18 protein-coding genes and 1 pseudogene are annotated in these 22,410 nt (G+C 30.4%); 9 read left to right on the top strand and 10 right to left on the bottom strand.

What is annotated here, in order from left to right; translation table 11 throughout:
- Nucleotides 1–69: 69 nt before the first annotated feature.
- Both SJY27_RS07615 and SJY27_RS07620 read left to right on the top strand, forming a co-directional pair.
- On the top strand, nt 70–774 hold the full coding sequence (locus SJY27_RS07615) for a GLPGLI family protein (RefSeq protein WP_397447664.1): 705 nt from the start codon (nt 70–72) through the stop codon (nt 772–774).
- Entirely contained in the window at nt 758–3,478 is a 2,721-nt protein-coding gene (locus tag SJY27_RS07620) for a carboxypeptidase-like regulatory domain-containing protein (RefSeq protein ID WP_397447665.1), read from the top strand. The genes SJY27_RS07615 and SJY27_RS07620 overlap by 17 nt, the downstream gene beginning before the upstream one ends.
- A 212-nt stretch (nt 3,479–3,690) precedes the next feature.
- Here the strand turns inward: SJY27_RS07620 and SJY27_RS07625 are convergent.
- A pseudogene (locus tag SJY27_RS07625) lies at nt 3,691–3,918 on the bottom strand (ferredoxin).
- Nucleotides 3,919–4,146: 228 nt separating this feature from the next.
- Between SJY27_RS07625 and SJY27_RS07630 the strand changes: the two are divergent.
- Complete coding sequence (locus tag SJY27_RS07630; protein WP_397447666.1) at nt 4,147–4,533, top strand: hypothetical protein; 387 nt, start codon at nt 4,147–4,149, stop codon at nt 4,531–4,533.
- 21 nt (nt 4,534–4,554) lie between these two features.
- Here SJY27_RS07630 and SJY27_RS07635 read toward each other — a convergent pair whose 3' ends face one another.
- The 3 genes from SJY27_RS07635 to SJY27_RS07645 are packed head-to-tail and all read right to left on the bottom strand — an operon-like array spanning nt 4,555 to nt 7,068.
- The gene (locus SJY27_RS07635; RefSeq protein ID WP_397447667.1) at nt 4,555–4,785 is read right to left on the bottom strand and encodes a ferredoxin; all 231 of its coding nucleotides are present in this window, start codon (nt 4,783–4,785) and stop codon (nt 4,555–4,557) included.
- Nucleotides 4,785–6,032: a peptidase U32 family protein gene (locus tag SJY27_RS07640; RefSeq protein WP_397447668.1), complete on the bottom strand. Its 1,248-nt coding sequence runs from the start codon at nt 6,030–6,032 to the stop codon at nt 4,785–4,787. The genes SJY27_RS07635 and SJY27_RS07640 overlap by 1 nt, the downstream gene beginning before the upstream one ends.
- 4 nt (nt 6,033–6,036) lie before the next feature.
- Complete coding sequence (locus SJY27_RS07645; protein ID WP_397447669.1) at nt 6,037–7,068, bottom strand: rhodanese-related sulfurtransferase; 1,032 nt, start codon at nt 7,066–7,068, stop codon at nt 6,037–6,039.
- Nucleotides 7,069–7,294: 226 nt separating this feature from the next.
- Here SJY27_RS07645 and pflB point away from each other — a divergent pair, with 226 nt between their 5' ends.
- The 6 genes from pflB to SJY27_RS07675 all read left to right on the top strand — a co-directional run bounded on the left by pflB (nt 7,295) and on the right by SJY27_RS07675 (nt 15,038).
- The gene (pflB, locus tag SJY27_RS07650; protein ID WP_397447670.1) at nt 7,295–9,550 is read left to right on the top strand and encodes a formate C-acetyltransferase; all 2,256 of its coding nucleotides are present in this window, start codon (nt 7,295–7,297) and stop codon (nt 9,548–9,550) included.
- Between the two features lie 163 nt (nt 9,551–9,713).
- Entirely contained in the window at nt 9,714–10,427 is a 714-nt protein-coding gene (gene pflA / locus SJY27_RS07655) for a pyruvate formate-lyase-activating protein (protein WP_397447909.1), read from the top strand.
- A gap of 65 nt (nt 10,428–10,492) precedes the next feature.
- On the top strand, nt 10,493–11,995 hold the full coding sequence (locus SJY27_RS07660; protein WP_397447671.1) for a DUF3360 family protein: 1,503 nt from the start codon (nt 10,493–10,495) through the stop codon (nt 11,993–11,995).
- A 153-nt stretch (nt 11,996–12,148) separates the two neighbouring features.
- The gene (locus tag SJY27_RS07665) at nt 12,149–13,138 is read left to right on the top strand and encodes an aspartate-semialdehyde dehydrogenase (RefSeq protein WP_397447672.1); all 990 of its coding nucleotides are present in this window, start codon (nt 12,149–12,151) and stop codon (nt 13,136–13,138) included.
- Nucleotides 13,139–13,237: 99 nt separating this feature from the next.
- Complete coding sequence (locus tag SJY27_RS07670; protein ID WP_397447673.1) at nt 13,238–14,281, top strand: FAD-binding oxidoreductase; 1,044 nt, start codon at nt 13,238–13,240, stop codon at nt 14,279–14,281.
- Nucleotides 14,282–14,369: 88 nt separating this feature from the next.
- Nucleotides 14,370–15,038: a LysE family translocator gene (locus SJY27_RS07675; RefSeq protein WP_397447674.1), complete on the top strand. Its 669-nt coding sequence runs from the start codon at nt 14,370–14,372 to the stop codon at nt 15,036–15,038.
- Between the two features lie 7 nt (nt 15,039–15,045).
- Here SJY27_RS07675 and SJY27_RS07680 read toward each other — a convergent pair whose 3' ends face one another.
- The 6 genes from SJY27_RS07680 to SJY27_RS07705 form a co-directional block, all read right to left on the bottom strand.
- Nucleotides 15,046–15,624, bottom strand: a complete 579-nt coding sequence (locus SJY27_RS07680; RefSeq protein ID WP_397447675.1) for a HupE/UreJ family protein — start codon at nt 15,622–15,624, stop codon at nt 15,046–15,048.
- Between the two features lie 17 nt (nt 15,625–15,641).
- Complete coding sequence (locus SJY27_RS07685; protein WP_397447676.1) at nt 15,642–17,495, bottom strand: M1 family metallopeptidase; 1,854 nt, start codon at nt 17,493–17,495, stop codon at nt 15,642–15,644.
- Between the two features lie 59 nt (nt 17,496–17,554).
- Nucleotides 17,555–19,267, bottom strand: a complete 1,713-nt coding sequence (locus tag SJY27_RS07690) for a S8 family serine peptidase (protein ID WP_397447678.1) — start codon at nt 19,265–19,267, stop codon at nt 17,555–17,557.
- A gap of 14 nt (nt 19,268–19,281) precedes the next feature.
- Complete coding sequence (locus SJY27_RS07695; protein ID WP_397447679.1) at nt 19,282–20,124, bottom strand: MBL fold metallo-hydrolase; 843 nt, start codon at nt 20,122–20,124, stop codon at nt 19,282–19,284.
- 150 nt (nt 20,125–20,274) lie between these two features.
- Complete coding sequence (locus SJY27_RS07700; RefSeq protein WP_397447680.1) at nt 20,275–20,529, bottom strand: hypothetical protein; 255 nt, start codon at nt 20,527–20,529, stop codon at nt 20,275–20,277.
- Between the two features lie 52 nt (nt 20,530–20,581).
- Nucleotides 20,582–22,273, bottom strand: a complete 1,692-nt coding sequence (locus tag SJY27_RS07705; RefSeq protein WP_397447681.1) for a glutamine--tRNA ligase/YqeY domain fusion protein — start codon at nt 22,271–22,273, stop codon at nt 20,582–20,584.
- Nucleotides 22,274–22,410: the final 137 nt, after the last annotated feature.

A 22,410-nucleotide genomic window follows, 5' to 3' on the forward strand; every position in this document is an offset into this window, starting at 1 on the left:
AATTTAATTTAAAACTATAGATATGTTTAATACTATATGTTAGTTTAAACATATCTTTTTTATATAAAAATGAGAAAAATAATATTAATAACATCTTTTTTCTTGTGTATTATATCTTCTGCACAAGAAAAAAATATAAGAGTTCGATATATAAAAGGTCTAAAAAAAATTACTGATACTACTAGTAGGAGACCATTAATGATGAAAAATCTATATTACACTCTTATTACTAATGGTAAAGAATCACTTTACTATTATAAAAACGGATTGAAAATTACCGGGCAAGAGATTAACAAAAGGTTTATTAAATCTGGTAACGATGGTGGTGTTTTTTATAAAAACATTGATAAAAAAGAATATGTACATCAAGAAACTTTTCAAGATGAACTCTACTTAATTAATTTAAAGGAAAAGAATTGGATTTTAACTAAAGAGAAGCAAAAAATTAACAATTATTTATGTTATAAAGCAGTAAGTCAGGAAATATATTTTAATGAATTTACTCATAAAAAAATGACAACAAAATATATAGCATGGTATACGCCTGAAATATCCATACCTTTTGGCCCTAATGTCTTTAATGGCCTTCCTGGTCTAGTTATAGCTGGTCAAATTGATGGCTACTATTATTTTGCTGACAAGATTGAGGTTAATGTTGGAAAAAAAATAATCACAAAACCCAACAAAGGAATATTAATCTCTGAAAAAGAAATGAAAAAGAAAATTAATGAGTTAGGCAAAATGTTATATAAAAAATATGGCAGAAAACAATAAACTAATTTATGTTAAAAAAAAATGCTTTAATAAAACATTACTTATAACTACTTTCTTTGTTATAACTTTTTTTTCGTTAAACTCTCAAAATATATTAATAGAAGGAAAAGTATCTGACACAATCAAAAAACCACTTACTTATGCAAACATAATAGCTGAACCTTTAGGTTTATCAAAAATGGTATATGCTTTTTCTGATAATGAAGGATATTATAAACTATATTTAAAAAAAAATGAAAAATATATTGTTAGGGTTAGTTATATAGGGTTTAAACCTCAAAAAAAATATTTACAATTCAAAAAAGACACTTTAATTAACTTTAAATTAATTGAGAATACTGAATCACTAAAGGAAATAAAAATAGATGCTAGCCTAGCATTAAGTTTTAAAAAAGATACCATTACCTACAAAACTGATAAATTTACTAACGGAAATGAGAGAAAACTAAGAGATATCTTAAAAAAATTACCAGGTATTGAAGTTGATAAAATAGGTAATGTTACTGTTTTAGGTAAAAAAGTAACAAAAGTCTTAGTAGAAAATAAACAATTTTTTACTGGAGATAGTAAATTAGCTGTTAATAACATACCTGCAGATGCTGTAAATGAAGTTGAAATATTAGAAAACTATAATGAAGTTGCAATCCTAAAAGGGTTGGAAGATTCTAATGATATTGCAATGAATATTAAATTAAAAGAAAATAAAAAAAAGTTTTGGTTTGGGGATATTGTAGCAGGCTTAGGAGTTACTGATAGAAAAGTAGTACATCCTAGTTTGTTTTATTATAGCCCAAAAAGAAGTGTAAATTTTATTGGAGATTTAAATAATACTGGCAAGAAATCGTTCACTTTTAAAGATTATTTAGACTTTGAAGGTGGTTACAATAAAATATTACTAAACCCAAAAGCTTACTTTTCAAAATTAAATGATGGCTTTTCAAAGTTTTTAACCAATCAAAATTTTGAAAATAGTAATCATGTTTTTTTGGGGGGTAATATTACAGAATCTATAAGCAAGAAAAGCGATTTAATTGGATATACTATATATTCAAAAAGTGTCAATGAATTAAGGAGTAAGAATATAAATACATTTATTAATAACAATTCTAATCTTAGAGAAGAGAGAATTATAAAGCAAAAAAATAGAAATCAATTTGTTATATCAAAAATAAGTATTGATAACACACAAAATGATGGTACAAAATTTAAAGCTACTTCTTTTGTTAAATTTTCTAATAACTTTAGTAAAAACAGCACCATAACAAATCTTAATAATAATATTAGAAATATTTTCACTACAGCAGATGCTAATAATTTTAGCTTTAAACAAGATGTTGAATTTTATAAGTCTCTAACAGAAAACCAAACATTAACTTTTTTAACTAATTATAATTATTCAAAAAGTAATACAATTATTAATTGGGAAACAAATAATGACATTTTTCAAGATATTATTCCAATTATTGATGAACAAAAACATTCTATTTTTAAAGATAAAAAAACATCTTCTCACAACTTATCTACCCTCTTAAAACATTATTGGGTTATAGCCGATTTCATTCATCTGTACACCACAACCGGCATTGATATTTATAAAGATAAAATTTTCACAGATGAATACCAGTTACTTTCCGATAAAAGATTAAATAACTTTAATACTGCTGGTTTTGGTAATGATATAGAGTTTGATTTTATAAACTCTTTTGCTGGTTCTATCTTAAAATTTCAAAAAAATAAATTTACAATTACAACAAGTTTATTTTATCATAATTATTTAAGACAAGTTGCTCAAATAAATTCAACAAAATCTTTAAACAAAAAATATTTTCTTCCAGAATTTTCCATAAGATTAGATGTCAAAAGAAGTGAAAAGTTAAGTCTAAAATATAATTTAAAAGTTCGTTTCCCTTCAATTAATAAGCTTTTACAAAACTATACATTAACTAATTTTAATAGTGTATATAGAGGTAGAAATGATTTAGAAAACGAATTATATCATCAGTTGCGTTTATATTACTTCAAATTTAGTTTGTTTAAAAAAATTAATTATAATCTGTCTTTAAATTATAAAAAAACTAAATCCGGCATTAGAAATACAAATATTTTAGATGGTATTAACTATATTACTGAACCTGTATTTTTAGATAATGCTAACGAAAATATTTCCTTTAATGGAAGTTTAGGTAAAACTTATGGTAGTTTCAAAATTTCTTTAAATGGAAGTAATTCTTATTCTAAATACTTACAACTATTAAATACAAAATTACAAAGAAATTCCTCGAGAAATTACAGTTTTGGCGGTGGTTTAAAAAGTGATTTTTTGAAATTCCCAAATATGGAAATTTCATATAGAAAATCTCTTGATAAATATATGACACCAAATAACATTTCTAATTTTGAAAATGAAAATTTGACATTTAATTTTGAATATGATTTATGGAATGACTATATTTTAAAAGCAAGTTATTCGTTAGAAAAATTCACAAATAAAAATCAAAATTCTAGTAATCAAAACGAATTTTTAAATACCTCCTTATATTATCAAAAAGAAAATAGCCTTTGGAGTTTTGAAATTTATGCAAATAATTTATTCAATTCAACTTTTAAAAGAAATAATTCTTTTACAGATTTTTTAATTTCTGATAGTAAAACATTTATTTTACCAAGAATTATAATGTTAAAAGTGAGTTATAAATTAGATTAATTGTTTATTAAACATTGACACTATATTACTACTCTTGTTTACAGGTTTAATTGTTATTTAATTTTTCAAAATTATAGTCAATTTATTAAAATAGAATTAAATTTATCAACCTGTTGTGCATTCTGATAAAAATCCTATCAAGGAGTGAATTTTACTATTAAAATGAGTAAAATTTGTGTAGAATTATAATTTTAACTTCTAAATAAATAAGTTTAAACCTGCTTAACCTCAATAATTTTAACAGGGCACGCTTTTTTGGCATCATTAGAACAATCAAAAATAGATTCATCAAAAGATTTTATGGTAAAAAAGCCTTTTTTTTCTACAGAATGTAATAACACAGATTTACTATCTTTTTTAGACATTTGAAATTGTTCTGGTGCTAATTACACACAGTAATTGCAACCAATACATTTTTTATATATAACAAAAATCACGATTTCTTTTCTACCAACTCTATTATTCAACAAAATTATGCGCAATCAGAAAAAATTCTCATTCAAGATAGTGAGTTTTTAAGCATCAATACTAATATAGATTATTACTTTAATTTTATTTCATCGAATTTAAAAATCGATTTAGGATACTCAAAAAACAATTTTAAAAACATCATTAACAATTCCGATTTAAGAGTAATTAGTTCAAAAAGCTATAACTACGGTTTTGAATTGCGCTCAGGATTTACGGGTATTTTCAATTATCACATTGGTACAAAATGGAAAACGAACACCATACAAACAACTATTGAAAATTCATTTACAGACAATACTTCTTTTTTAGATTTGTCATTCTTTTTTAATAAAAAATTTAATATTGATGTACAATCTGAACGTTACTTTTTTGGTAATCTGCAAAATGAAAACACCTATTATTTTTTAGACGTAAATTCTAATTATAAATTATTGAAAGATAAATTAACCCTGAGTGTATCTGGTAAAAATCTATTCAACACTAAAACGTTTAGAAACTTTTCTATTAGTGATTTTGGTAGTTCTACAAAAGAATACAAATTATTACCAAGATATATTTTACTAAAAATGGAATATCGATTTTAATCTTAGTCAATCAATTTTAAACTACACTTGTTTTACCTCAATTATTTTTACTGGGCAAGCTTTTTTTGCTTCTAAAGAACAATCGTAAATAGATTCATCAAAAGATTTAATTGTAAAAAAACCTTTTTTTTCTGTGGAATGCAACAACACAGATTTACCATCTTTTTTAGACATTTGAAACTGTTCTGGGGCAACTTCTACACAATAATTACAGCCAATACATTTGTTTCGTTGTAACGTAATAACTACCATTAGTTGTGTGCAAATTCTGTTTTTACAATTTTGTACAACTTATCAGATCTTCTAATTCTAAAATCTAACTTCATAGTAACCTCATCTCCTTTGGTTGCTTTTTCTGATGGTTTATCATTTACAAACATTTGCTTTAATTCCATTTCTTTTGCACCTGTTGTTGGCCCAGTAATCAGAATTGTATCACCAATAGTTACATTATAAGCATCAATTTTAAACTGACCAATTTTGGCTTTATCAAAATAATGTTCTCCTTTACCTAAATATACTTTTTTTTGTGTTGCGTTAGAACCAGGATCTTTACTCCATTCGCCCAATTTTTGCCCTAAATAATAGCCATTCCAAAAACCACGATTGTACACTTTTTCTAATTCTTGCATCCAAGAAATTACTTTTTCTTTATTGTAAGTTCCTGTTGCTAAACTATCAATAGCAGCTCTGTAACATTTAATTACTTTGGCAACATATTCAGGTGCTCTACCTCTACCCTCAATCTTTAAAACTTTAATGCCAGCATCTGCAACTTGATCTAAAAAATCAATAGTACACAAATCTTTTGGAGACATAATATATTCATTATCCAACTCCATTTCAAAACCAGTTTCTTGATCTATAACAGTATATTTTTTTCTACAATTTTGTTTACACGCTCCTCTATTTGCTGATGAATTTGCAGAATGTAAACTCATATAACATTTACCAGAAACTGCCATACACAAAGCTCCATGACCAAAAATTTCAATTTCTATCAATCTTCCTGAAGGGCCTTTTATTTGCTCTTTTTCTATAGCTTCTGTAATCTTTTTTACTTGTCGTAAACTCAACTCTCTACTCAGCACAATGGTATCAGCAAATAATGCATAAAACTTTACAGTTTCTATATTTGTAATATTGATTTGTGTTGATATATGCACTTCCATTTGCTGCTCTCTAGCCATAGAAATCACTGCCTGATCCATAGCAATTACAGCTGTAATGTTTGCTTCTTTAGCTCTTTTTATCAATGTTTTTACAATTGATAAATCATGATCATAAACAATGGTATTTAAGGTAAGATACGTTCTTACGTTTTTTTCTGAACATCTTTTTGCAATCTCTTCTAAATCATCCAAAGTAAAATTGATAGAAGCTCTTGCTCTCATATTAAGTTGCTCAACACCAAAATAAATAGAATCACAACCATTATCTAACGCAGCTTGCATAGATTCAAAATTACCTGCTGGCGCCATTAATTCGATTTTTTGCATGATTTTATTTTTTAAATTTCAACTTTTCTGAACGTCCTTTCTTAAAAATTTGATTGCTATTTCCCTTTCCTTTTCTTAGCTCTTTTTGCTCTTCGTAAGATAAATGGATAATTTCTTGACAATCAACAGAACAGGTGTTTTCCATTTTTTCTGAACAATCATCACATTGTATAAATAATAAATGGCAACCTTCGTTAGCACAGTTGGTGTGTGTATCACAAGGTTTACCACATTGGTGGCAATTGGCAATTACATCATCAGAAATTTTTTCTGATCTTCTATGGTCAAAAACAAAGTTTTTACCAATGAATTTATTATCGATTCCTTCTTCTTTTACCTGACGTGTGTATTCTATAATTCCGCCTTCTAACTGAAATACATTTTTAAAACCTTTGTGTTTGTAATAAGCTGATGCTTTTTCGCAACGAATTCCGCCAGTACAATACATCAATAAATTTTTATCTTCTTTATGGTCTTTTAAATCGGCTTCTATAATATCTAAAGAATCTCTAAATGTATCTACATCAGGAGTTACAGCACCATCAAAATGACCAATTTCACTTTCATAATGGTTACGCATATCTACACAAACCGTATCCGGATTTGCCAACATTTCATTAAATTCCTTTGCATTTAAATGCACACCTTTATCAGTAACATCAAAAGTTTCGTCATTTAAACCATCAGCAACAATTTTATTTCTAACTTTAACTTTTAACTTTAAGAATGATTTATTGTCTTGCTCTATAGCAACATTTAAACGAATATCTTTTAAAAAAGAAATACTATCTAATTGATCTTTTAACGCATAGAAATTTTCTGAAGGCACAGACAATTGTGCATTTATACCTTCGTAAGAAACATAAATTCTACCCAAAACGTCTAAAGCGTTCCATTCTAAGAATAATTTATCTCTAAGTATTTGAGGGTTTTTGATTTGATGATATTGATAAAAAGAAATTGTGAGACGGTCTTTACCAGCCTCATCTATTAATGCAGCGCGTTCTTTTGCGCTTAACTTATTGTACAGTTGCATGCTATACCAATTAGGTTAAACTTATTTTTTTGCAAATGTAGTTATTTCTTTAAAACTGATTAAGCCAATCGCAAACCCTTTTATTTAACTGATTTTCAAGCCTAAAAAACTACAACGTTTTCTTAAAAAAAATCAAAACCTAACTTTTATCATGTTTTTTTATTTGTATCTCTCTTAAATTTGGTGTGTAATTAAGAAATACATAAAACATTTAATACATAAAGTCATGCAATTAGAAGAACTCATTTTAGAAAAACCACAAGACAAAAATTTTAAAGAAGGAATCTGGAATACAAAAATCAACGTTAGAGATTTTGTTTTCAAAAACATAACACCTTATTATGGTGATGATACTTTTTTAGTTGGCCCAACACAAAAAACGGAAAAACTTTGGGAAGTTTGTAAAAAAGAATTACAACAAGAAAGACAAAACAACGGGTTGCACTCTGTAGATACAGAAACCATTTCTGGTGTAGCGAGTTTTGGTGCAGGTTATATTGATAAAGAAAATGAGGTAATTGTTGGTTTGCAAACCGATGGTTTACTAAAAAGAGCTATGAAACCTTTTGGAGGTTACAAAGTGGTTCAAAAAGCACTACAAGAACATGGCTTAAAACCAAGCGAAGAAATTAACGAATTATTTACCAAATACGTAAAAACGCATAATGATGGTGTGTTTGATGCCTATAATGCAGAGATTCGTAAATTCCGTTCTTTAGGATTTTTAACAGGTTTACCAGATAATTATGCTCGTGGAAGAATTATTGGTGATTACAGACGTGTTGCTTTATATGGTATTGATAAATTAATCGAAACCAAACAAAACGATTTAAACAATATTGAAGGCCCAATGTCTGATGCTGTAATTCGTTTAAGAGAAGAAGTTTCTGAACAAATTAGAGCACTAAAAGATATGATTACAATGGGTAAACATTATGGATTAGAGTTAAATCGTCCTGCACAAAACGCTCAAGAAGCTGTACAATGGACATATATGGCGTATTTAGCTGCTGTAAAAGAGCAAGATGGTGCTGCAATGTCTTTAGGTAATGTATCAACTTTCTTAGATATTTTTATTGAAAAGGATATAAATGCAGGAATTATAAATGAAGATGAAGCCCAAGAATATATTGATCAATTTGTAATGAAATTGAGAATGGTACGTCACTTACGTATGGCTGCCTATGATGAAATTTTTGCAGGAGATCCAACTTGGATTACAGAAGCAATTGGTGGAATGCTAAATGATGGTAGAACAAAAGTTACCAAAACTGCGTATCGTTTCTTAAACACTTTATATAATTTAGGTCCATCACCAGAACCAAATATTACAGTATTATGGTCGCCAACATTACCACAAAACTTTAAAAATTTCTGTGCAAAAGTATCTATTGACACCTCTTCAATTCAGTTTGAAAACGATGATTTAATGAGAGACTTAAGAGGTTCTGATGATTATGGTGTAGCATGTTGTGTTTCTTACCAAGAAATAGGAAAACAAATTCAATTTTTCGGAGCAAGAACCAACCTAGCAAAAACCTTATTACTAGCCATCAATGGTGGTAGATGTGAAATCACAGGAAAGCAAATGGTAAAAGGTATTGAGCCTTGCGATTGCGAAGTTTTAGACTTTGATAAAGTAATGAAAAACTTTAAAATTGCAATGACAGAGGTTGCAAGAGTATACAATGATGCCATGAACATCATTCATTACATGCACGATAAATACTACTACGAAAAAGCACAAATGGCATTGATAGACACCAATCCAGATATTAACATTGCTTATGGTATTGCAGGACTATCTATTGTAGCAGATTCTTTAGCTGCTATAAAATATGCAACAGTTAAACCAATTAGAAATGAAGAAGGTTTAACCGTAGATTTTAAAATTGAAGGAGATTTCCCTAAATACGGAAATGATGACGACAGAGTAGATATTTTTGCACACAATGCAGTAGAAGATTTTAATAACGAATTAAAAAAATTAAAAGTGTATAAAGATGCATCGCCTACCATGTCTGTTTTAACCATTACTTCTAATGTAGTTTATGGTAAAAAAACAGGAGCTACTCCAGATGGTAGAGCAAAAGGTGTTCCTTTTGCACCAGGTGCAAACCCTATGCATGGTAGAGATACCAATGGTGCAATTGCTTCTTTAAACTCTGTTGCAAAAATTGATTATAAAGATTCTCAAGACGGAATCTCGAATACATTCTCTATTGTCCCTAAATCTTTAGGATCAACTAAAGAAGACAGAATAGATAATTTAGTAGCTGCTTTAAATGGTTATTTTGATCATGGAGCACAACACCTAAATGTAAATGTATTAGATAAAGAAACTTTATTAGATGCTATGGAGCATCCAGAAAACCACCCACAATTAACCATTAGAGTTTCTGGATATGCCGTTAATTTTATTAGATTAACAAAAGAACAACAAATGGAAGTTATTTCGCGTTCGTTCCACGAGTCTATGTAGTCTTTTATGTATTTTTCTTAGAGGGATTCAAAAAATAAAATTTACTCGTTATAGAGTTCGTTTATCAGTTAGTATAAACATTTTAAGTATTTTTTGAGTCCCTTTTTTTTCATTAAATTTTTTTATTATCAAAACAAAAGAAAACATATTAAACGTACATTCAATCGAATCTTTTGGTACGCACGATGGACCAGGAATTCGAATGGTAATTTTTTTACAAGGCTGTAAATTAAAATGTCAATATTGTCATAATCCAGATACCATAGATACACATGGAGGTAAAGAAATTCATATTGAAGACCTCGTTAAAAAAGCTATAAACATGAAATCTTATTTTGGAGATAAAGGTGGAGTAACCGTCTCTGGAGGAGAACCAGTTTTACAAGCTAAAAATTTAATCCCCTTTTTTAAACGATTAAAAGAAGAAGGCATTCACACCAACTTAGATACCAATGGCCGTGTTTTAAACCACCCAGTTATTGAATTACTAGACAACTATACAGATTTAGTTATGCTAGATATTAAACACATGACAGAAGAGGGTTTTAGAAAAATTACAGGAAAACAAAATAAAGACACTACATTCAATTTTGCCAAACACAGAGAAACATCAGGAAAAAAAATGTGGTTGCGTTATGTGTTAATTCCTGAAATTACAAACACACCAGAGCTACTGCATCAATTGGGCGAATATTTTAAAAGTTACCAAACTATAGAGCAAATAGAGCTACAACCTTACCATAAACTAGGTATCCATAAATGGGATGCTTTAGGTTGGGAGTATGAATTAAAAGACGCTAGAGAAAACACCCAAGAAGAATTAGAAAACGCTTCAACTATTTTAAGCAACTATTTTAAAAAAGTAAAAATTAATTAAATTAAAATTTAATTTTAAGCTAATTTAACTATTCAACTTCTCATTTTTTAGAGAATTATATTTCCATGAAAACATATAAAGAAGAACACAGGCCTGCTTCAGAATTTGATAGTAGAACAGAGTACCTAGAAAACGAATTAAAAATAATGAAACCTAGAAGATTTAAATTAAATCTTCCTGGAAGAGATTTTAAATTTGAATGGGAAGATTTAGTACCTGCATTAGCAGGAACCTTAGGTATCATTGCCATGTATTCTTCTGTAATGATGGCTTGGGCTGAAGGCCTTACAAATGCTTGGGATCATATTACTTTAGGCAAAGAATTTGCTATAGAAGTTTCTAGAGTAGAAATGATTATCCCTGCATTTCTATTTGTTATTCTAGCCTCTGGTTTTTTTAATCCAAGAGCCAATTTAGCTGGTAATCATGGCCCTATGATTCCATTAATTGCAAGTATTGCTTTAGCTGGTGCACATCCTTTAGCCTTAGCTATTTTAATTGGTGTGTTTGGCTTAGTACTCAGCTTATTAAAAGGTGGGTCTCGTTTAGTAAATTTAACCAGTAAAGGAGTTGCTGGTGGTTTACTAATTTTCTTAGGGTTTTCTGGAGCTCTCAGCCAAATTAAAACCATACAATCTTGGAGCATGGGGCTTACCTCATCTACCATAGAATTGGGTTCTGTAGGATATTTAGGACTCGTAATTTTGGCTGTTACAGTTTTATTGTACAGTTATTTAGCTAGAATTGATAAAAGATGGTTAGCAATTCCTGCTTGTGCCATTACTGCTTTGATAATTGCTTTAATTGGGGGTGCAAGTTTCGATTTACAGTTTACTACAGAAATGGGGCTACCCAACCTAAACCCTGCTTATTGGTGGGGTAATACTGAAGAAGGTTGGATGCTTGGCTTACCTAACACTCAGCATTTTGTGGCTTCTTTACCATTTGCCATTTTAGCAGTAGCTATGTGGTCTCCAGATTTTTTAGGCCATCGTATTTTTCAAGAAATGAATTATCCAAAAAAAACCGAAAAGGTTTTAATGGATGTAGATGATACTATGACCATGTGTTCTATTCGTCAAATGGTAGGTACTGCTGTTGGTGGAGGAAATATTACCTCTTCTTGGGGAACATATTTAATTCCTGCTGCCATCGCAAAAAGACCAATTCCTGCTGGTGCTATTTTATTGGGTATTATTGTGATTGCTGTAGCCATTTTAGGAAGCCCTATGGATGTTGCAGTTTGGCCACCTGTTAGATGTATTGCACTTTTAGTAGGTGTATTTTTACCAATGATTGAAGCCGGAATTCAAATGGTAAAAGAAAGTGCTTCTGCACAAGCTGCAGGTATTTGTATTTTTATGGCAATGGTAACCAATCCTGTAATAGCTTGGGCGTTTGCCATGTTTTTAGATAATAATGGTTTAATTGGCGATAAATTAAGACCAAAAACTCTAAGTGTATTAGATAGGTTAATAATTCCTTTAAGCATTCTAGTCATCTGCGTTGTTGCTGTTTTATCTGTTGGTATGTTTAAAAATATTTATGGTATAGATGCCTTTTTCTAAGTAAAGAATAATCTTAAGAGTTTATAAATTATATCAACTTGTTAAAAATTAAACATCAGGAATTATATTGGTAAATATTTTTTAAAATGATGGTTACTTTTGATTTTGTTATCATCTTTGCATCATAATTAAAATGATATAAATAATAAACTGATGAAAATAGCTGTAGTTGGCGCCACTGGAATGGTTGGCACAGTAATGTTAAAAGTATTAGAAGAACGTAATTTACCAATCACAGAATTAATTCCTGTGGCCTCAGCAAGATCTGCTGGTAAAAAATTATCATATAAAGGAAATGACTACACAGTGGTTACTTTAGAAGATGCTGTAAACCTAAAACCAGACGTGGCTTTATTTTCTGCTGGAGGTGATACTTCTTTAGAATGGGCACCTAAATTTGCTGAAGTAGGCACAACTGTAATAGACAATTCTTCTGCTTGGAGAATGGATCCTGATAAAAAATTAGTAGTACCAGAAATTAATGGTGATGTGTTAACTGCAGATGATAAAATTATTGCAAACCCAAACTGTTCTACCATTCAATTGGTAATGGCATTAGCGCCTTTACATACTAAATACACTATGAAACGTGTAGTTATTTCTACTTATCAATCTGTATCTGGAACTGGTGTAAAAGCCGTTCAACAATTAGACAACGAAGAAGCTGGTGTTGAAGGCGAAATGGCATATCCTCATAAAATTGGTAGAAATGCATTACCTCATTGTGATATTTTCTTAGAAAACGGCTACACCAAAGAAGAAATGAAGTTGGTAAAAGAGCCAAAGAAAATTTTACGTGACGATTCTTTTTCAGTTACTGCAACTGCAGTTCGTATTCCTACAGCTGGTGGGCATTCTGAAGCTGTAAATGTACAGTTTGAAAATGATTTTGATTTGGCAGAAGTTCGTAAATTACTAAGTGAAACTCCAGGAGTTATTGTGCAAGACGATTTGGCGAATAACGTATATCCAATGCCAATAAACGCACATGACAAAGACGAAGTTTTTGTTGGGCGAATTAGACGTGATGAATCTCAAGAAAATACCTTAAATTTGTGGATTGTAGCAGACAACCTAAGAAAAGGCGCAGCTACTAACACTGTGCAAATTGCAGAGTATTTAATTGATAAGAATCTAGTTTAAGATTTCTCTATTAGGTAGAAATGACCAAACACTAATCGTTTCGAACTAAAATACAATGAAGCCGAGAAATCTAAAATTTCTAAAAACAGAAAATATAAAATGGCAGCATTTTACAAAACAACTATTAAAGAAATAAAACAAGAAACCGCAAATGCGGTTTCTCTTGTTTTTGATATTCCTGAAAATTTAAAATCAAATTTTCAATTTACATCAGGTCAATACATTACATTAAAAACAGAAATTAATAGTCAAGAGGTTCGTAGAGCGTATTCTATTTGTTCTACTCCTAAAAGTGGCGAAATTAGAGTGGCTGTTAAAGCTGTAGAAAATGGTAAATTTTCTGTATATGCTACTAAAGATTTAAAAGTTGGTGATGTTATTGAAATTACTGCTCCTGAAGGTCGTTTTCTACTTAATCCGCAAGCTAATAAGAATTATATTGGTTTTGCTGCAGGTTCTGGAATTACACCCATTTTATCTATGGTAAAAAATGTGTTGGAAACTGAACCATCAGCAACTTTTACTTTAATTTATGGAAATAAATCTATTGCTGATACTATTTTCTATGACGAATTATTGGCACTAAATACGAACTATAAAAACTTTAATTTAGAGTTTGTTTGCAGTAGAGAACGCCAAGAAAATATGTTGTTTGGCAGAATAGATAAACCGTTCACTAATTTCTTTATCAAAAATAAATACAAAGAAATTTCATTTGATGCTGCTTTTTTATGTGGCCCAGAAGAAATGATTCATACAGTTTCTGACACCTTAAAAGAAACAGGAATATCTGAAGATAATATTCACTTTGAATTATTTACAGTAACAGTTGATGAAGAAGCTACAGCTGCTATTAAAGAAGGATCTACAGAAATTACAGTATTGTTAGACGATGAAGAAACTACTTTTATCATGCAACAATCTGATGATATTTTAGCAGCTAGTTTACGAAATGATTTAGATCCTCCTTATTCTTGCCAAGGAGGCGTTTGTAGCTCTTGTTTAGCAAAAGTTACTGAAGGGAAAGCAATAATGGCTAAAAACTCCATTTTAACTGATAAAGAAGTTAACGATGGTTTTATTTTAACATGCCAAGCTCATCCAACAACTGCAAAGATTAGCGTAGATTTTGACGATGTTTAATCTTTAAGAAAAGCATATTTAAACGTAAAGGATGGTTTTTCCATCCTTTCTTTTTTACACTTCAATGAAAAAATAGTATTTTTAAACAATGGATATCTACGATTTTAAAAACGCAATTCTTATTGGTTTTTTTATGTCTTTTATGATTGGCCCTGTTTTTTTTATGCTAATTCAAACCAGTATTTTAAAGGGTGCAAAAGCTGCTATTACCTTTAATTTAGGAGTTATTTTTGGTGATATTACTTTTATTTTGATTGCGTATTATGGCAGTAGATCTTTATTAGAAAAAATAAAAGATGATCCTAGACTGTTTTTTATTGGTGGTTTTGTACTTATTATCTATGGATTAATCACCTATTTTGATAAAGAAAATAAAAAAGAAGCCATAGCCTCTGCAAAAACTATAGAGGTACCCATAGTACAAAATAATTATGTAAAACTTTTTTTTAAAGGCTACTTTTTAAACTTTATCAATATTGGTGTTTTGGCGTTTTGGTTGGGTACAGTTTTGGTAATTGGGCCTACTTTAAACATGAATCAAAAAGCGATTTTTGCCTATTTTGGAGTAATTATCATCGCTTATTTTATTACAGATTTGGGTAAAATATTTTTGGCAAAACAGCTAAAAAACAAAATGACTCCAATTATCATTTTTAGGATTAAAAAAATAATGGGTATCATATTAATTATATGTGGGGTGTTTTTAATTTTAAAAGGTTTTATACCTAATGAAAGAATAGAAGAACTTATCAATTAAAGCAAATTTAGTATATAAGTTGTTTAGACAAATTTGTTAAAGTAATACAAGCTATAACTACAGATAAGCCAGTTATCCATTTTAATTTATCGATTTTTATATATTTAAAAAAGATGGTATTTACTGTAATTAAAGTAAAAACTATTAAAAAAACAGCAACACTAAAACCTAAAGAAACTTCTAAAACAGGTATACTGTTATTTGTAAACACCTCTATTTCTGGAATAAAATTTCTTCCTGAACCCAAGCCATTTAAAAAACCAAATACTGCTGTAATTATTAAAAAAGTGTATTCTTTTTTTATTCTGATATACCTATTTTTAAACTTAAAAATTTTAATTACTGCCAAAGAAAAAACAGTAAACAAAATCAAAAATTTAAGATTAGCCGAATTAAAAGACACATTACTAATAAGCCCTACAGAAATTGCTAAAAGATAACTAAAAGACAACACAGTAATTAACAGCAATGCCCTTTGCCAATGTTTCCATTGTAATACAGCCGTTAATAAAATTAAAAACAACAAATAATTGAATAAGGAAGTTTTTAGTACATGCTTTGCACCAATCTTCACAAAAGTTATCAATGAATTGTAACTAAGGTCTAATTTTTTTTTATCCCAAATGCGTTATTATCAGCGTTGATATCTGCCATTAAATTAGCTTTATCTATTTGTACAGATTTTACTGCTTTTGATGCTTCAAAAGCATACGTAGGCATTGCCCAACCCCAATCTTCAACTACAGTTGCAGATGTTGGTTTTACACCTCTCATCATTCGTAATGGAATGTTAAAACTTTCTTTAGTACCATCTGTATAGGTAACTTCTAAATCAATTGGCATTGGCATTTTACCAATTCTCTCTAAAGTAATTTTTTTACCATCAACAGACTTAATTCCGTAATCAATAGTATGAGTTGTTTGTGTCCACTCGTTTAAATACCAATCTAAATGAATCCCCGAAACTTTTTCCATAGAACGTTTAATATCATTTGGTGTTGGGTGTTTAAAACTAAAATCGTCAAAGTATTTTTTTAATCCTTTAGCAACATTATCTGAACCGATAATATACTCTAACTGAGATAAAAACATACTCCCTTTTACATAACTACCTATACTGTAAGCTCTGTTTGTATGATACCTATCTGCGTGTGTAGACAACACTTCTTCTGTACCCGAATTTACAAGGTAATTGTAAGCTCTGTAAGGCCCTGCATTCGGATTTTTATCTCCTCCTTGCATAATATCGTAAGAAGCTTTTCCAGAAATATAAGACGTAAACCCTTCATCCATCCAAGGATGTAAACTCTCATTAGAAGCTAACAAGAATTGAAACCAAGTATGCGCCATTTCGTGTGCAGTTACTCCAAAAAGGCTCCCAAATTTGCGCTCTCCAGTAACTAGTGTAGACATTGCGTATTCCATTCCACCATCTCCACCTTGAATTACAGAATATTGTTTGTAAGGATATTGCCCTACATTTTTAGAATAATATGCCATTAACTCAGCAGTTTTTGGCTGTAATTTTTTCCAATTCGCTAAATAATCTGAATTTAATGTTTTCTTGTATAAGAAATGCAACGTGGGTCCATTAGGCATTTCTAAAACATCGTGATTGTAGTCTGGATCTGCAGCCCACATAAAATCGTGTACGTTAGGCGCTTTAAAATGCCAAGTTAATTTATCGCCTTTTGGCAAATTTAAAGGCTTGGTTTTATCTTGGTAATTATAGCCTACTTCTTGTGCGTTTTGTAAATATCCTGTACCACCCACTACATAGTTTTTATCAATATGCAGGGTTACATCAAAATCTCCCCAAACTCCATGAAATTCTCTTGCAATATAAGGTGGTGTGTGCCATCCTTGAAAATCGTACTCTGCCATTTTAGGGTACCATTGGCTCATAGACAAAGCCACACCCTCTGCACTATTTCTACCAGATCTTCTTATTTGATTTGGTACTTGTGCGTCAAAAAGCATATCAAAAGTTACACTCTCACCTGTTTTTATTGGTGTATTTAAGGTAACTTCTAAAATTGTACCTACAGTTTCGTAAGCTACATCAGCCCCATTTTGTTGTAAAGAATTTACTTTGATGTAGCCGATTTCACTTGGTTTTAACTTGCCGATTTTCGCACCAATTTTACTACTCGGATCTTGGATATTCAAAGATCGAATATCCATTTGTGAACCTGGCTGAAACGCATTAAAATACAAATGATAAAAAACTTTGGTTAACTCATCAGGAGAATTGTTTGTGTAAACTACTTTTTGTTTTCCTTTATATTGATAATTATTTACATTCATATCAATATCCATAGTATAATCTATATGCTGTTGCCAGTAACTATTGGTAATTGTTGACGAAACATTTTTTTCGATATACTTTACCTCTTTGGTTTGGGCACAAGAGCATAACAAGACAACTGAAAGTGTTAAAAAGAAAGATTTTTTCATTATAAATTTTAATTTGATATAAAAATAGGAAACATCTTGGATAAACAAACCTATTTTATCTATTTTTTATTTGATACATAATCTGCCAATTGCAATGCATTATAAGCATTTACAATTCTACCAGAAACCGATAATTCTGAAAACGGAATCATTGTTCCTTCTGGATTTTTCTCATTTTGAGAACCAGGTTTTATTACTTCAAAATTAATTTTTACACCAGAACTCATTAATATATATTTTACTTCTTTTGCTGATAAATTTGGATAATAGCCACGAATTAAAGCTGCTACTCCAGCTGTAGAAGGCGCTGCCATAGATGTGCCATTCAAAGGTTCATATTTGTTATTGGGTATTGTTGAATACACATCAACACCAGGCGCAAAAATATCTACATTAATTTTTCCATAATTAGAAAAATTGGCTGGCAATTGTTTATCATAATGCAAACTGCTTGCCCCTATTGTAATTACATTATCTACAAACTCGGTCAATAAATCTTTTGAATCTGAAGGAAAACTGTTTCGAACATCTATATTTTTACCATCATTTCCGGCTGCGTTTACAATCAATACATCTTTTTCTGCTGCATATTTAAGTGCGTCATAAACCCATTGTTTATTTGGCGAAAAACGTTTTCCAAAACTTGTATTTATAATTTTTGCGCCATTATCTACAGCGTATCTTATACCTAAAGCCACATCTTTATCATGCTCATCGCCATCTGGTACAATTCTTACAGTCATTAATTTTACATTATTAGCAACACCAACTGCGCCTATATTATTGTTTCTAGAAGCAGCAACAATACCCCCAACATGTGTACCGTGTTTTGCAGAATCTTTATCGCCAATAACATTACTGTTTCCGTAAAATTTATCAGAAATATCATACAAATCATCACCCAAAGATTGACGATAATTCATATCTAAATCATAGCCTTTCATGGCTTTTTTAATTTCTTTGGTATAGTTTTCTACTTGATTTTTGTAATCTAACAAATCTGCCTCATTCATGCCTTGTTTTAAGATACCCTCTATATGCTGTTTTTGCATAATACCTTGTAAACTTGGTGGATCTAATTTTTGAACGATGTCTAAGGTTAAGCTATCGGTTTTTGCCATTTCTTTAACTGCATCAAAATTTACCTGAACCTGTTTTAGGTTATATAATGTTTCTTCCATTTGTTGAATTTCTGTGTTTTTTTCAACCAATGTAGCTTTGTATTCTTGATTCATTTTCAAGAATTGTTCGAATTCTTTTTTGTCTTTTTCAGCAATTTCTGATGCTTTTTTAGCGCCAAATTTGTCTCTGCCTCGTTTAACGATTCTGGTAATTTCTAGCTGATCTATACTTACATTATCGCCTGCGGCATTTCCTAGAAAATTCCATCCATAGATATCATCTACATAACCGTTATTGTCATCATCTATATTATTGTCTTTTACTTCATCTTCATTAATCCAGAGTACGTCTTTTAAATCTTCGTGTTCAATATCTATTCCTGAATCTGCAATGGCTACAATTACAGAATTTGCTTTTTTGCCTTCTAAAAATTTATACGCTTTTGCCAAACTCATTCCTGCTACAGAATCGCTCTGCACATCTAAATGAGACCATGTTTTTAGTGCTTTTTCTGTTAAAGTTCCTTTTTTTGCAGGGGTTAAAATAGCTTCATCAAAAGTTGGTGGTGTTATTGCTATTTGCGTAGATTTACATCCCACTAAAATAAGTGCTACAATAGCACTAAAAATCATTGTTTTTAGGCGCTTCATCTCTCTTTTTTCTCTTAATTAAAAATTTCTGAAAATTGGTGTGTAGTATTTATTCTTACTCCTTTTTCTGTATGCTTTACAGTACATATTTCGTTATGAGCATCGTGTTCTAAAAACAAATAAAAGTTTTCATCTGCTGCCCAATTTAAAAATGCTGCTTTTTCTTTAAGTGTTAACAAAGGCCTTGTATCATAGCCCATTACATATGGCAAAGGTATGTGGCCAATAGTAGGCAATAAATCTGCCATAAACACTATTGTTTTATCTTGATAGGTAATTTTTGGCAACATTTGTTTTTCGGTATGACCGTCCATAAACAAGACATCGAAACCAATTTGATCTATATAATTACTGTGAATAAATTCTAACTGACCACTTTCTTTTATTGGGTTAATATTCTCTTTTAAAAAAGACGCTTTTTCTCTTGGGTTTGGTTCTGTTGCCCATTGCCAATGCTTATCATTGCTCCAAACTTTTGCATTTTTAAAAGCGGGCACTAATAAACCATTTTCATTTCTTTTGATGACACCCCCACAATGATCAAAATGTAAGTGAGTTAAGAAAACATCTGTAATATCATCTCTATGAAAGCCGTATTTTTTGAGAGAGGTATCCAAAGAAAAATCGCCAAATAAATAATAATAACTGTAAAATTTATCTGATTGTTTATTGCCTAAACCAGTATCTATTAGAATTAAACGATTACCATCTTCAATGAGCATGGAACGCATGGTCATATCAATCATATTATTGGCATCTGCAGGGTTTGTTTTTTGCCAAATCGATTTTGGCACAACACCAAACATTGCACCACCATCTAACTTAAAATTTCCTGTTTCTATGGGATATATTTTCATATTTTTAAAATCATTTATGAAAAGATTACAAAGGTGTTAAAAAAATGATAATTTAACGTTAATAAAAATTTAAAGTCCTTCCTTTTGTATTTGAGTTAAAAAGGATATAACTAAATACCTATTTTAAAGCATAGGCATCATTTTTTTATATTATTGTTTTCTAGATTCGATTTCAGTTTTAATTTTATTCATTGAAGATATTTGGATGGGTAACATAGCACCACAAGAAACACCAACCACAAATAAAGCAATAAAAGTGGTTTTATTTTCTTTGGTGACTAAACCATAAACACAAATAGATAGTAACAAAAGTATTACAATTGATAACGTAATAGCAACAGCTTTCATCACTTTTAATGTATCTTCTAAATCTTTTGTAGATTTATTTTCAAAATTAAGTTCCATCAACAGCATTTATGTATTAACAACTCTACTTTCATTTTTAGTAAAATGTATTTTAAGATGATGGAGCTTTCCAAGAATCACGCAAACCAACAGTTTTGTTAAAAACCAATTTCTCTGCAGTAGCATCATCATCTACATTAAAATACCCTAAACGTTGAAACTGAAAACGCTCTCCAATTTTTGCAGTTTGCAAACTCGGTTCTACAAAAGCTTCAATAACCTCTAAAGAATTTGGGTTGATAAACTCCATATAATCTCTGTCTTTATGCGCATCAGGTGCTTCATCTAAAAACAGCCTATCATAGGCCCTAACTTCTGCTTTAACAGCGTGTTTTACAGAAACCCAGTGTAAGGTTCCTTTTACTTTACGCAAACTTTCTGGGGTTCCACTACCCGATTTTGTTAACGGATCATACGTACATTGAATTTCAGTAATATTTCCATCAGCATCTTTAGTACAACTATTTGCTGTAATAAAATAAGCATTTTTTAGACGGACTTCCTTTCCTAATTTCAATCTAAAAAACTTCTTATTGGCTTGTTCTCTAAAATCTTCTTTTTCGATATAAATTTCTCTAGAAAACGGAACTTGTCTACTACCAAAACCCTCTTCATAATCATTATAACTAGCCTCTAAGATTTCCTCTTCGCCTTCAGGATAATTGGTAATCACCACCTTTACAGGGTCTAAAACTCCCATAACTCTTGGTGCATTTTTATTTAAATCTTCACGAATTTTAAACTCTAATAAAGCAACATCAATCACGTTTTCACGTTTAGACACCCCAACAGTTTCTACAAAACTTCTAATTGATGCAGGTGTGTAGCCACGTCTTCGTAAACCAGAAATGGTTGGCATTCTTGGGTCATCCCAACCAGAAACAATATTTTCTTCTACCAATTTTAACAACTTACGTTTACTCATTATGGTATAACTCAAGTTTAAACGAGAAAACTCGCGTTGTTTTGGCGGGTTTGGGTATTCGGTTTTACTATAATCAAAAACTTGATCACGAAACCAATTGTATAAATCTCTATGAGGTTTAAATTCTAAAGAACATAAAGAATGTGATATTTGTTCAATATAATCACTTTCACCATGTGTCCAATCGTACATTGGGTAAATGCACCAATCATCACCAGTTCTATGATGAGATTTATACATGATTCTATACATTAAAGGATCACGCATTAACATATTAGGCGATGTCATATCAATTTTTGCACGCAAAGTGTGTTCGCCTTCTTTAAATTTACCATCTTTCATCCCTTGAAACAAGTCCAAGTTTTCTGCAACAGTTCTATTTCTATACGGACTATTTGTACCAGCCTCAGTAGGTGTTCCTTTTTGCACACGCATTTCTTCTGATGTTTGCGAATCAACATACGCTTTACCATCTTTTATTAACAAAATGGCCCAGTCATATAGTTGCTGAAAATAATCCGAAGAATAACATTCGTTTGCCCAAGTATACCCTAACCAAGCAATATCGCGTTTAATGGCATCTACATACTCTTGCTCTTCTTTTGCAGGGTTTGTATCGTCAAAACGTAAGTTTACAGGCGCATTGTATTTTTCACCCAAGCCAAAACTAATTCCAATAGCTTTGGTATGCCCAATATGCAAATAGCCATTAGGTTCTGGCGGAAAACGAAAACGTAAATCATCTTTTGGCATTCCATTAGCCAAATCATCTTCTATAATATGCTCAATAAAATTAAGCGATTTATTTTCTTCAGACATCAATATTTTATTTAGTTAAGTGTCAAACTGTGCTTGTCGAAGTCTATTTACAAGAAAAGACAACCATAACATTAATTTACAAAATTACATAAATATTATGGTTTATTTGGGCGTTCGAGCGGGCTTTCCGTTCCAAA

The sequence above is a fragment of the Polaribacter sp. R77954 genome (genome assembly GCF_044595335.1).
Lineage (GTDB): Bacteria > Bacteroidota > Bacteroidia > Flavobacteriales > Flavobacteriaceae > Polaribacter.

Excerpts from the sequence above, each read along its gene's own strand:
- SJY27_RS07615 (WP_397447664.1), top strand. The coding sequence starts at position 70 with ATGAGAAAAATAATATTAATAACATCTTTTTTCTTGTGTATTATATCT.
- SJY27_RS07620 (WP_397447665.1), top strand. The coding sequence starts at position 758 with ATGGCAGAAAACAATAAACTAATTTATGTTAAAAAAAAATGCTTTAAT.
- SJY27_RS07635 (WP_397447667.1), bottom strand. The coding sequence starts at position 4,785 with ATGGTAGTTATTACGTTACAACGAAACAAATGTATTGGCTGTAATTAT.
- SJY27_RS07640 (WP_397447668.1), bottom strand. The coding sequence starts at position 6,032 with ATGCAAAAAATCGAATTAATGGCGCCAGCAGGTAATTTTGAATCTATG.
- SJY27_RS07645 (WP_397447669.1), bottom strand. The coding sequence starts at position 7,068 with ATGCAACTGTACAATAAGTTAAGCGCAAAAGAACGCGCTGCATTAATA.
- pflB (WP_397447670.1), top strand. The coding sequence starts at position 7,295 with ATGCAATTAGAAGAACTCATTTTAGAAAAACCACAAGACAAAAATTTT.
- SJY27_RS07660 (WP_397447671.1), top strand. The coding sequence starts at position 10,493 with ATGAAAACATATAAAGAAGAACACAGGCCTGCTTCAGAATTTGATAGT.
- SJY27_RS07665 (WP_397447672.1), top strand. The coding sequence starts at position 12,149 with ATGAAAATAGCTGTAGTTGGCGCCACTGGAATGGTTGGCACAGTAATG.
- SJY27_RS07670 (WP_397447673.1), top strand. The coding sequence starts at position 13,238 with ATGGCAGCATTTTACAAAACAACTATTAAAGAAATAAAACAAGAAACC.
- SJY27_RS07675 (WP_397447674.1), top strand. The coding sequence starts at position 14,370 with ATGGATATCTACGATTTTAAAAACGCAATTCTTATTGGTTTTTTTATG.
- SJY27_RS07685 (WP_397447676.1), bottom strand. The coding sequence starts at position 17,495 with ATGAAAAAATCTTTCTTTTTAACACTTTCAGTTGTCTTGTTATGCTCT.
- SJY27_RS07690 (WP_397447678.1), bottom strand. The coding sequence starts at position 19,267 with ATGAAGCGCCTAAAAACAATGATTTTTAGTGCTATTGTAGCACTTATT.
- SJY27_RS07695 (WP_397447679.1), bottom strand. The coding sequence starts at position 20,124 with ATGAAAATATATCCCATAGAAACAGGAAATTTTAAGTTAGATGGTGGT.
- SJY27_RS07700 (WP_397447680.1), bottom strand. The coding sequence starts at position 20,529 with ATGGAACTTAATTTTGAAAATAAATCTACAAAAGATTTAGAAGATACA.
- SJY27_RS07705 (WP_397447681.1), bottom strand. The coding sequence starts at position 22,273 with ATGTCTGAAGAAAATAAATCGCTTAATTTTATTGAGCATATTATAGAA.